Source organism: Cognataquiflexum aquatile (assembly GCF_003316845.1).
GTDB classification, from domain to species: Bacteria; Bacteroidota; Bacteroidia; order Cytophagales; family Cyclobacteriaceae; genus Cognataquiflexum; species Cognataquiflexum aquatile.
Map to the genome: position 1 here is coordinate 1,408,204 of NZ_QMIK01000001.1, position 13,048 is coordinate 1,421,251.

3 protein-coding genes are annotated in these 13,048 nt (G+C 40.9%); all 3 read left to right on the forward strand.

What is annotated here, in order from left to right; genetic code table 11:
* Nucleotides 1-314 precede the first annotated feature (314 nt).
* The 3 genes from DQW11_RS05805 to DQW11_RS05815 all read left to right on the forward strand — a co-directional run bounded on the left by DQW11_RS05805 (nt 315) and on the right by DQW11_RS05815 (nt 12,884).
* Nucleotides 315-2,714, forward strand: a complete 2,400-nt coding sequence (locus DQW11_RS05805) for an Ig-like domain-containing protein (RefSeq protein ID WP_113923013.1) — start codon at nt 315-317, stop codon at nt 2,712-2,714.
* 598 nt (nt 2,715-3,312) lie between these two features.
* The gene (locus DQW11_RS05810) at nt 3,313-11,241 is read left to right on the forward strand and encodes a LamG-like jellyroll fold domain-containing protein (protein ID WP_113923014.1); all 7,929 of its coding nucleotides are present in this window, start codon (nt 3,313-3,315) and stop codon (nt 11,239-11,241) included.
* Between the two features lie 206 nt (nt 11,242-11,447).
* Nucleotides 11,448-12,884 carry a pectate lyase family protein gene (locus DQW11_RS05815; protein WP_113923015.1) on the forward strand — a complete coding sequence of 479 codons (1,437 nt, stop codon included), beginning with the start codon at nt 11,448-11,450 and terminating at the stop codon, nt 12,882-12,884.
* Nucleotides 12,885-13,048 lie beyond the last annotated feature (164 nt).

The window sequence follows — 13,048 nt, forward strand, 5'->3', positions numbered from 1 at the left end:
AAAGGATTTGATTGTCAACCGGATTCTGTTTTGAAGAATTCCAAATTAATTTCAGCTTATCCTATAATGGATTTTATTACGCCATTTGGTTGAAAAGCATTGTAAATTCCTTTATCATTTACCTTTTATGGGCTATAACCCTCATTGATTTAAATACTTACCATTAATTTTTCTTATCCAAATCTATTTCTTCATAAATTGCTTATCAAAAAAAAAAATTACCTTTACAATCAGGTCATTAAAAATACTTGCAAAATCTTTTTCTAAAGTCCAATTCAATTTCCTAGTAACTCTTCATCAAAGCCCTAGAATGTATGAAAAAACAATTACTTACCCCCATTTCAGCAATACTTTTCTTTTTAACAAGTTCTATTGCAACTGGAATTCCTGTAACCAATAGTGGAAATCCAGAGTCCATTAAATTTTCTGTTGAAAATCCTGATCTTTTGTTAGAAAATATCATCAGATATTCTTCCACCGAAGATTTTTTTGCTTGTACTCAGCCATACCAAGACATCAATGGCCTTGTCGTGATGGAAGCAGAAAACCTTTCTGTTCCTTCCGGTTGGGCGAAACAAAGTTCATTTTCGGGTTACACGGGAACGGGATACATTACCTGGACCGGTACTGAATATTTTACATCAGTAGGGAATGGCTTGATTTCTACAAAAATTTTTATTAATTCCCCCGGAGTCTACAGGTTCCAAATGAGAAGTAGGGTGGGAAGAGGAACCATTAATACAGAACACAATGATACTTGGGTACGATTTCCTGACGCCAGTGATTATTTTGCTTTGAGCGGAACAAGCAAAATATACCCAAAAGGTAGCGGTAAGACTCCAACACCTGACGGGGCGGGAGCAGGCGGATATTTCAAAGTTTATTTTAATTCATTGAACTGGACATGGAATACATCCACCAGTGACAATGACCCCCATGATATTTATGTTCAGTTTAATACCTCTGGCGTGTATACTATGGAACTGTCTGCAAGGTCAGCATTTCATCTGATAGACAGAATAGTTCTTCATAAAAATGCTTCCAACCCACTCAGTTTGACGAATCAGGAAACCAAGTGTTCTGATCAAGTGACCAATGTTCCGGTAACTTCCATTGCTGTAAGTCCTACATCTGCCTCTATTCAGACCGGCAGTACCAGGCAATTAAGCGCTACCGTGTCTCCTACCAATGCCACCAACAAGAGCGTTCTCTGGTCTACTTCTAATGCCAATGTTGCCACTGTCAGTTCAAATGGATTGGTTTCCGGCGTTGCAGTTGGTAGTGCTACGATAACCGCAAGAACTCAAGAAGGGAATTTTACAGCGACTACAGCCATTACTGTTACACAAAGCAATTCTACCATTGGGATTTCAAGTTTTGTTTTGATCAATGCGGAAAATGACACCGAAATCCAAAATTTGGTGAACGGATCCCAACTCCTTTCAAGCCAAGTTGGAAGTTTGAGTTTAAATATCAAGGTCAATACCAATCCATCCACAGTAGGAAGTGTTTTTATTTCTTTGAGTGGACCTGTAAATACTACGAGAACGGAAAATGGAGCTCCCTATGCGCTATTTGGTGATACAAATGGAAATTACAGTGGAACGACACTTCCGGTTGGAACTTATACCCTTTTGGCTACCCCATATTCAGGTACAAATAGGTCAGGAACTGTTGGTACCACCACAAGTATCCAATTTTCTATTGTTTCTAGCATAGCTGTAACAGGTGTTTCAGTGAGTCCAACCACAGCTTCAATTCAAGTAGGAGAAACATCCCAACTCACCGGAACAATATCTCCTTCTACTGCGAGTAATAAAACCATCATTTGGACCTCTTCCAATTCCAATGTTGCCACAGTCGATACAAATGGATTAGTCTCAGGTTTGGCGGTGGGTGATGCAACCATTACAGCAAGATCGCAGGACGGAAGTTTTACTGCCACCTCTGCCATCACTGTCACCCCAATTACACCGCCTTTGGGTATATCCAGTTTTGTTTTGGTCAATGCATCCACAGATAATGATATACAAACTTTGGTCAATGGGACCCTGCTTCTTTCAAGTCAGGTTGGAAGTGTAAGCTTAAACATCAAAGCCAATACCAACCCAACCCTTGTTGGAAGTGTATTCCTTTCGCTAAGTGGCCCGGTCAATGCATCTAGGACAGAAAACGGGGCTCCTTATGCCCTATTTGGTGATACTAATGGGGATTTTGCGGGTAGAATTCTTCCTAATGGAAATTATGTCCTTTCTGCCACTGCTTATTCCGGCGCAAACAGAACTGGTACAATTGGCTCCACTTCTACCATTAACTTTCAGATTTCAAGTACAAACACCCGAATAGTAAATGATGCTGATCTTAATTCAGGAATGGGATTGTCCAATTCGGAAATCATGAAAGAAGGATTGAACAACAAGCCAAGTGCGACAACTGATTTAGAAAAAGGAACACCCTCATTGAAAGTCTATCCCAATCCTGTAAAAGAAAATAAACTTTACCTTTCAGACCCCACATGGAAAGAAGGAGAAATCAAATTCATTATTTACAGCAGCAGTGGAAAATTGGTCGATTCGGGTTCTTATAAGGTAGATCGATCAAAAGAGATAGAAGTCGATCTTGTGAAAAACAAATTCCCTTCAGGCGTGTATTATCTTGTTTTGGAAGGTGACTCTTATATTACACCAAAACGGGTCAGCATTATTATCCAGTAAACAGCTTAAAAAAAATAATCATTATTGTATACTTAAATAAGCCGTGAGTCCCAATATCGGGACCCACGGCTTATTTTTTTAGAGAATTCCAATTACTTTTTTTCTTTTCCGAAATTGCTTTCTTGTGAATTAAAAATATATTATTGTCCGCTTTTATACCGCTAGCCAAATATCATTTGTCTCCACCTCGGCAAGCTCGGTGAACGGATATCGTGAGATCAGAGGGGGGTGGTAGAAATGCGGCAAAGCCGCATTTCCACCACCCCCTTTCAATATCAATAAATTCCGGTGGTCGAGCCTGCCGAGACCATTCTGTAAGTAATCCTATACTGGTATGAAGGCGGATATACATATAAAAATACTAGTTTTTATAAATTTCAAAATTTAATGAAGCTAAAAATCATGGGCAGGAAATAATTACAATTCATTTATAATAACTTGTATGCCATTTTTTTGTATTTAAAATTTATATAAATATATTTGAAGTGAAATTATCTATCTCTAAAATGTATCAAATTCCTTCTTAGAATAAATTATTTCTTCTTTATCACTTTATCAGCATCATTTTTACAAGAATAAATTTAAAATTACTATTACGATGAATACACATTTCTTGCTCAGCCCGGCTAAAAAAAGGTTTTTGTTCCTTTTGTTATTCACCTTTTCATTTCAATTTTTATTGGCGCAAAGCGTTCAGTTTGACATTACCACTCTGAATTTTAATGGCTATGCGGCCCCTACACAAGGGACGGCTTTAAAATTTGGACCGGACAACAGGCTTTATCTATCTCAATTAAATGGCCTTATTAGAATTTATACTGTAGAAAATTCCGGAGTTAACAGTTATAGAGTCATTGGATTAGAGACTATTTCCCTTATTAGGTCTATCCCAAACCACGACGATACTGGCACACGCGCTTGGGATGGCAGGGCAAACAGGCAAATTACAGGAATTGAAATAGTGGGAACGGCTGCAAACCCCATTATTTATGTAGGATCAAGTGACCCTATATGGGGAGGTCCTGTCGGAGATAAGGTTTTGGATACAAATTCGGGTATCATCAGCAAATTAACCTGGACCGGATCGGCGTGGGATGTGGTGGATTTGGTAAGAGGCCTTCCGCGTTCAGAAGAAAACCATTCGACCAATGCTGTAAAATTTACTTTGGTCAATAATAAGCCCTACCTTTTAGTTGCCAGCGGTGGATTCACCAATGCAGGCTCACCCAGTACCAATTTTACATGGATTTCGGAATATGCCCTATCAGCAGCCATTTTGAGTGTGAATTTGGAGGCCATTGAGGCAATTCCCACCCAAATTGATCCTATTTCAGGGAGAAAATTCAAGTATGATATCCCTACCCTTGATGATCCTTCTAGGGCAAATGTGAATGGTATCTATAATCCCAATCAACCAGGCTATGATGGCAAAGATGTTGGAGACCCATTTGGTGGGAACGACGGTTTGAATATGGGAACTTTAGTTGAAGGTGGACCGGTGCAAATTTTCACGCCGGGATATAGAAATGCCTATGATTTTGTTGTTACTGAAAACGGGAGTGTATTTGTAACCGATAATGGGGCCAATGCCAATTGGGGAGGATTACCTCAAAACGAGGGTATTGCAAGCACTGTTACAAATAATTATTTGGCAGGAGAGCCAGGTGGTAATAGTACCCTCAGGTCTGCCAGCAATGAATATGTCACAAATCGTGATAGACTTTTGCTAATTACAAAAGACATTCACAATTACCAACCCGGTTCTTTTTACGGTGGCCACCCCACCCCTGTTCGTGCAAACCCCGGAGTACCTTACACAGCGGGTTCTCCATTTCCTTTTAATCCGGGAGGGGCAGGTCTATACACAAAATCGATTGGAGACTTTTACAAACCATTGTCCAATTTTAATCCCTTGTATACCCAAAATGAGATATTCAGGACTCAGATTTTGGAACCCATAGCTCCTGGTCAACCGGGTTTTGATACTTATGCCCAAAATTCCCTCCCTGTAAACTGGCCCCCAGTTCCTTTAAATATGAGCGATCCAAATCAGGCAGATTACAGAGATGCCTTCCTTGGGAACTTTAATGGACCCCCGCTAGAAATTGTCACTACGTGGAAAACGAATAGTAATGGTTTGGATGAATATAAAGCCTCCAATTTCAATGGTGTTTTGAAGGGTTCCATCATTGCGGGAAGAAACTCAGGGTTCTTGCACCTAGTCAGGTTGAACCCTGATGGAACTTTGCTTTCATTGAATGAAGATAGATGGAATTTGAACGGTGGTAATGCTTTGGGCATTAATTGTCAGGGAGATGAGGATATTTTTCCGGGTACGATCTGGGTGGCTACTTTCAATAGTATTGTCCACATCTTAACGCCATCCAATAACCCATTCTGCCCTCCCCCGGGAGATCCATTCTTTGATTCCAATGCTGATTATGATAACGATGGATTTAGCAATCAGGATGAAATAGATAATGGTACAGAATATTGTTCCGGCGCATCAAGACCTAATGATCTTGATGGAGATTTTGTTTCAGATTTGAATGACGTTGACGATGACGGGGATGGTATTTCTGATGCCTCAGACCCCCTTCAACTAGGAAAACCTACAAATTTACCCATCAATAATGAATTGTTTTCTGACAAAACGGATGAATTGGGTAGACCCTTTGGTTACCGTGGTCTAGGATTTACGGGACTTATGAATAATGGGTCACCAAACCCCAATTGGATGAATTGGCTTGATCGACTTAATGAAGGTCCTTTACCTAACGATATTTACGGAGGTGCGGCTGGGGCTATTCAAGTAGCTATGACTGGTGGTACGGCAAATGGCTTGAGCAATAACCAAGAAAAAGGATTTCAATTTGGTGTTAATGTGGGCACTGAGACAGGTAATTTCTTGATAACCGGTGGACTTTTGGGATTCCAAGGTCCTCAAATGTTTTATGATATTGATCATAACGGGGAAGTGGGTATCCAAATGGGAGATGGTACCCAAAGTAATTTCTTGAAGTTGGTATTTACCAAAACAGGAATTATTGCTGCTTTGGAAATTGATGATATCCCTGACCCCAGTCCTCTTATTCTCCCGCTCGCGGTGGAAGATCGCCCTTTGAGTTCAGAAACAGTTGCCTTTATTTTTAATGTAAATCCATCATTAGGAACTGTGGAACCTCAGGTAAAAATCGGAGAAAGGGGAACCATCAATTTAGGTTCTATTACCCTTTCTGGAAAAGTTTTAGAAGCTGTTCAGGATATCACTAAACCCTTATCTATTGGTGTATTTGGTTCCTCTGCTGATCCAGCAAAAGAATTCTTGACTGTTTATGATAATTTTAAAGTAGATGGAGAGCAACCTTATACCATAGGTCAAATTCCTAATATCCAAAGACAGGTTTCCTCACCACCACGAGAAATTGATTTATCAGAATTTTTTGGAGACAATTTTGGAATTGAAAACTTGTCATTTTCCTATAGCTCTACCATTTTATCCTTAACAGGTGTATCAATTGTGGGCAATATGCTTACCCTGACATTCCCCAATACTCCCTACACCGGTCTCATCAACATTAGGGCTACGGACTCCTTCGGGTATTTTGTAGAGCAAAGTTTCGAAATTTCAGTAGTGAGGGCAAATCGGATCCTTTATAGGATAAATGCAGGAGGACAGGAGGTTATCGGAGAAAATAATGCGCCAAACTGGGTACCCAATGATCAAAATGGCGTATTCAATGGTATTGGTTATTCTGTAAATGGGGGTACTGTATCCACAAGTTCTTTTCAATTTGGAAGCAAACATTCATCAGTTCCAAGTTATATCTCTGAATCTACTTTCAATTCAGTTTTTGGAAGCCAAAGACAAAAAACCGATACGGGAAATATGCGATTCAATATTCCATTACCCAATGGGGTGTATATTATTAATTTTTATGTTGGTGAAAATGGTGCAGGAACTGTCAATATCAATGAAAGAAAATTTGATATCAGGCTAGAGGGTGCCACGGTTAGAAGCAATCTGGACTTGGTACAAAAATACGGATTGGGTGTTGCTGCAGTAGAACAATTTGAAACTAGTGTATCAGATGGGCAGCTCAATATAGAATTTGTTAAAAGAACAGGAAATCCGACGATAAATGGCATTGAGATTATTGGCACCACACTTTCAGCGCCAATAGTTTTCACGAATCCTATTCCGAATCAGGTCAACATTGTGAATGAAAAATTGGATGGAAATTTGTTATGTTCTGCTACAGGGGGTGTGGGTACACTTCTATACAGTGCGACGAATCTACCTCCGGGAATTGATATTGAGCCTGTAAACGGAAGGTTGTATGGAACAGTAAGTCCGGCTGCACAAGCCAACCAAACCTATAATGTAACCATTTGGGTCACAGATTCCAATAGCCCTGTTCCGAATCAGGAATTTACCACTTTCACTTGGACTATCCTTCCTTTTGATGTGTGGACACCAGCCAATGAAAATCAAAATTACACCGCCAGGCATGAAAATTCATTTGTGCAAGCCGGTGAAAGTTTTTATGTCATGGGAGGCCGGGAAAATGCCAATACCATAGATGTCTATAACTATAAAGAAAACACTTGGCGCGCCTTATCCAATGTTGCTCCTCTCGCCTTCAACCATTTTCAGGCCATAGAATATAAAGGAATGATCTGGGTAATTGGGGCTTTTCAAACAAATAGCTTCCCGAATGAAACTCCTGCTTCCCATATATGGATTTTTGACCCTGTCAAAGAACAATATATGCAAGGACCTGAAATTCCATTGGCTAGAAGAAGAGGTTCGGCAGGTTTGGTTTTGCATGACGACAAGTTTTATGTTATTGGAGGAAATAGATTAGGACACAATGGTCAACATGTGGCATTTTTCGATCAATTTGATCCAGCAACTGGTGTTTGGACTATTTTGCAGGACGCACCAAGGTCAAGAGACCATTTTAGTGCAGCCATGATCGGAAACAAAACTTATGTTGCCTCCGGCAGAAGGTCAGGATATACAAATGGTGTATTTACATTTGGTCCGGTCATCCCTGAAGTTGATGTATTTGATTTTGACACCAATTCATGGAGTACTTTACCTAGTGCATTGAATATCCCCACTCCAAGGGCAGCAGCTGTTGTCGTCAATATTGGGAACAAATTGTTGGTAGCGGGTGGAGAAGTCCCCAACGATCCCGATGGTACAGTGAGGAGTCAAGCGCTTGCAATTACCGAAATCCTAGATCCTGAAGGACAAACCTGGACCACCGGAAGCAATTTGAATTTCAGGAGACATGGCACGCAAGGAATTGTTTCTGGCAATGGCGTATGGGTGGCTGGCGGTTCACCCAACAGAGGTGGAGGAACCCAAAGAAACATGGAATACTATGGGGAAAATAACCCAACAGGAACTCCTATAACTGAGAGTAACCTGACCGGTCCTTCTAACCTTGTTCTTGACATCGATAAAAGATCATTGGTGACTCTGCAGGTTTCCGGAGGAAATCAGGGGGTTTTTGTCAGAAGAATCTTCCTCAGTGGCCTAGATGCCAATGATTTTACATTTGTTTCAGGAAATTTATCTAATTCCATCCTACAGGCAAATTCATCACATGTGGTTGAACTTCTTTATACAGGACAAAAGTCGGTTCCAACCGTTACGCTAACGGTAGAATTCGGCCTGAATTCTAGTTTACAAATCCCAACCAATACTGTTTCAGTAACAGGGATTTCTGTAAGCCCCACTACCGCCTCTATTCAGGCCGGAAGCACGCAGCAGCTTAGTGCTACCATCTTGCCAAGCAATTCCACCAACAAAACGGTGGTTTGGACTACTTCCAATGCCAATGTTGCTACTGTGAATTCAAGCGGATTGGTTTCGGGGGTAGCGGCCGGAACGGTTACCATTACCGCAAGATCTGAAGATGGGAATTTAACGGCTACGGCTTCAGTTACAATAACGCAGAATACCCCTAACCTTAGCATAACCAGCTTTGTGTTGATCAATGCCGGGAATAATTCTGAATTACAAACTTTGATTAATGGGACTCTACTCCTTTCAAGTCAGGTTGGAAATTTAAGTTTGGCAATCAGGGTCAATACAAATCCAACAACAGTGGGAAGTGTATTTTTCTCTTTGAGTGGACCGATCAATGCGACTAGAACTGAAAATGGTGCACCTTATGCTTTGTTTGGTGACACCAACGGTATTTTCAGTGGAAGGACAATGCCCAATGGAAACTATACCCTGTCGGCGACAGCCTATTCGGGCACGAACAGAACGGGAACTGTTGGACCAACAACCACGATTCAATTCTCCATTGTTTCATCCGCATCAACTCCTGTCAGTGGCGTTTCAGTAACTCCTAATTTAGCCTCTATTCAGGCCGGAAGAACCCAACAGCTGACCGCTACAGTTTCTCCGGCCAATGCGTCCAACACCTTAGTTAATTGGTCTACTTCCAATCCTTTGGTAGCTACTGTCAATTCATCCGGTTTGGTGACTGCATTGGCAGTAGGAACTGCCAACATCAACGCTACCACTGTGGAAGGAAGTTTTACTTCTGGTTCATCAATAACTGTAACTCCATCAGGCAATCCAATCGCCGGCCTTGCGGGTCATTGGAAATTGGATGAGGGCAGTGGCAATATCCTTATAGACCATTCTGGTAACAATAACAACGCAGAGCTTCAGAATACAAGCAGCGTTTCGTGGATTCCTGGTGTAGAAGGTCTTGGGCTGGTTCTTCCTGCCACAACGAATAGGTTTGCCATAGCGCCACACAGCAGTTCCCTCAATATTACCGGGGCGATCACGATCAGTGCCTGGATCAGACCAAATCAATCGGGAAACAGAAAGGTATTGAGCAAATCAGGGCCTGATGGCTATGAATTTGGAATTAACTCGGGAGGTAAAGTGGAGTTTAGGTTCAATGGCAACTCATCGGGCAATACTTACAGGTTAGAGTCCATTACAAGTTATCCTACAAATGGTACTACATGGATGCATATAGCCGCTACTTTCAACGGTACTACTTCGGCAATTTATATCAACGGTCAACTTGATGCAACTGCAAATTATGCACCTATTACGATTGGAGCAAATACTGCAGGGCTTCAGATAGGAGCTTATCTTGGTATACATAGGTGGAATGGAGCACTAGATGATATCAGGCTATATGGCAGAGCACTTACCTTAACGGAGGTTCAGACAGTTTATTCAGGTGAAGTGGCCGTTCCCCAAGTTCCTTCTGTTCCTTCTTTGTTAAGTCCTTCCAATGGTCAGACAGGGGTTCAAACTGCGCCAATCTTTTCATGGGTTCAGTCTCAGGGAGCGGTATCTTATACCCTTCAAGTCGCAAACAATTCCCTGTTCAATACTCCTGTTGCAAACGTTTCAGGAATCACTCAGACTTCTACCTCAGTATCAGGTTTGTCGGGTAACACTTTGCATTACTGGAGGGTAAGGGCGACCAATGTCACAGGAAACTCGGAATGGTCAGCAGTCAGAAGCTTTACCACTGCCTCAATTCCTCCTATTGGATCAGGTCTTGCAGGGCATTGGAAACTTGATGAAGGCAGTGGCAATACACTGATAGACCATTCAGGCAATGGTAACAATGCAGTTCTCAAAAGAACAAATGAAGTATCGTGGGTAGCAGGCATAGAGGGCCTTGGGCTTGTTCTTCCTGCTACAGTTGACAGATTTGCCATAGCCCCACATAGTAGCTCCCTTAACATTACCGAGGCTATCACTATCAGTGCATGGATCAGACCAAACCAGTCAGGAAACAGAAAGGTTCTAAGCAAATCAGGGCCGGATGGCTATGAATTTGGTATTAACTCTGGAGGCAAAGTCGAATTCAGGTTCAATGGAAACTCCTCAGGCAATACTTACAGGTTAGAATCCATTACAAGTTATCCAACGAACGGGACCACATGGATGCACATAGCGGCTACTTTCAACGGCACTACTTCAAGAATCTATATCAACGGTCAACTTGATTCATCCGCAAGCTATGCCCCTGTTGCGATTGGAGCAAATACTGTCGGGCTTCAGATAGGAGCTTATCTTGGAATACACAGGTGGAATGGAGCACTCGATGATATAAGGCTATACGGCCGGGCATTATCAGGATCCGAAATTTTGAATCTGATCAATGCAGGAGGAGCATTTAGGACAATGGAAAGCCAAACACAAAAAGGAGGCAGTTCAAATCCTGAAGAAAACACATCTGCCACGGAGAAAGATCTAAAAGAAAGTGACTTTCCAAGGGTGACAAGGATGTATCCTAATCCCGTAATTGACAAGATTACTCTTGAACTCTCCGGAATGGAGGAAGAGCGGGTACAGATCAGTATCTTTGATATGAAAGGAATCCAATTGTTGAACCAAGAGTTCAATTCCGAAAATGGAATTTTGGTTATGGATATTTCCAGACTGAGGTTGAAACCAGGTACCCATGTCCTATTGGTCAATACCAATGGACGTCAAGAAGTATTCAAGTTCCAAAAATGGTAACCATATAAGATATAAATCCCCTTCCAAAAAGGTATTGGGACCTATCAAGATCCTGTTTTCCGAGGAGCATTTATCCTTTTATAAAATGTGTTAAATTGGTAGAAAACAATTTTATCAAAGAACAAAAAATACTTTCTTCAAACGAATTGATCTCTACAAGAAGAGATCAATTCGTTTCTTTAACGTATTACTACTAATTTTCCCCAATGATTTTCATTCTCTATCTATGTTTGCTTCAAAGCCTTGGCACTTTTACCTCCCCATCCCAAGATGTAGCGAAGCCTTTGGCATTTCCCGGTGCAGAAGGATTTGGTAAATATGCCACGGGTGGGCGGGGAGGTATGGTGTATATCGTCACCAACCTCAATGACAGTGGATTGGGGAGTTTGCGATGGGCGGTAGAGGCCAAAGGACCTAGGACTGTTATATTTCAAGTTTCCGGTAATGTTGAATTGAAATCCAATTTAAATATCAGGGAAGGGAATCTGACCATTGCCGGACAAACTGCTCCGGGAGAGGGAATAACCATAAAAAACCATTCTCTGATTATCCGAAATGCAAGCAATATCATCATAAGATTTATTCGATCACGGCTGGGTGATACTTCAAACCTTGAAAATGATGCTTTCACCATCAGGCGAGATAGCAGAGGATCCACTCCTGAAAACATCATTATTGACCACTGTTCCTTTTCTTGGGGAACAGATGAAACACTTTCCATAGGTAATGGGAAAAATATCACCATTCAATATTGCATCATTGCAGAAGGGCTCAATGATTCTGTCCATGAAAAAGGGCCTCACGGTTATGGTGGGATTGTTTCTGGTCAAAATATTTCCATTTTTACCAATTTGTTGAGCCATTTTACACAAAGAAATTTGCATTTTCAAAAAGGAAACAATTTTTCTAGATCCGAATCCCTTATCGATTTCCGGAACAACGCTGTTTATAATTGGTCTTTTCGAGCCAGCGACGGAGGATACGAATCCAATGTAAATATAATTTCAAATTATTATAAGCCCGGTCCGGCATCACAAAATACAGGTGGACACTCCAATCATTTTTTTAATGGGACCAGCATAAATAAAGATCCAAACACCTACGGCCTAATTTTCCTAGAGGGAAATATTTTAACTAATAGAAAAGAAGTTACTGACAATCAATGGCTTGGGGTGAGGCTTCAATCAGGCACTTTGACCAAACAGTATTTGGAAAAGCTTAAACACAAAGACCAAAAAGGAAAATTAATCCCATTTTCTATTCAAAAAGAATTTTTTTCCAAGACTTATCCGGCAGATGTGGCGTATACACAAATCTTGAATCATAGCGGTTCAAGTCTTTTTCGAGATGCAGTTGACCTAAGGCTTATCAATGAAGTAAAAACTGGGAAAACCACTTATATGGGTTCAAAAACAGGGATTCCAGGAATCATTGATAGTCAAAATGATGTTGGCGGTTGGCCCGAATTGAAATCCTTACCCGCACCAAAAGATAGTGATAGAGACGGTATGCCCGATGCCTGGGAAATTGAAAATGGTTTGGATCCTGATAAAAGAAGTGATCGGTTTTATGACTTGAATCCCAACTTTACCAATTTGGAGGTGTACCTTAATGGTTTGGTAGCACATCTTTTTGATTTTTGATTAATTGTAATTATATAAATTCACGAAGCAAAATTTCGATTATTGTAATTCACCTTTCATACAGAAAATAATCACACTTTTGACTACTACTTTTTTTAAGAGAATATCGAGGCGAAACTGTCAAACTCATTTTCCAGCTATTAAAACTTCCATTTTACCTCCTA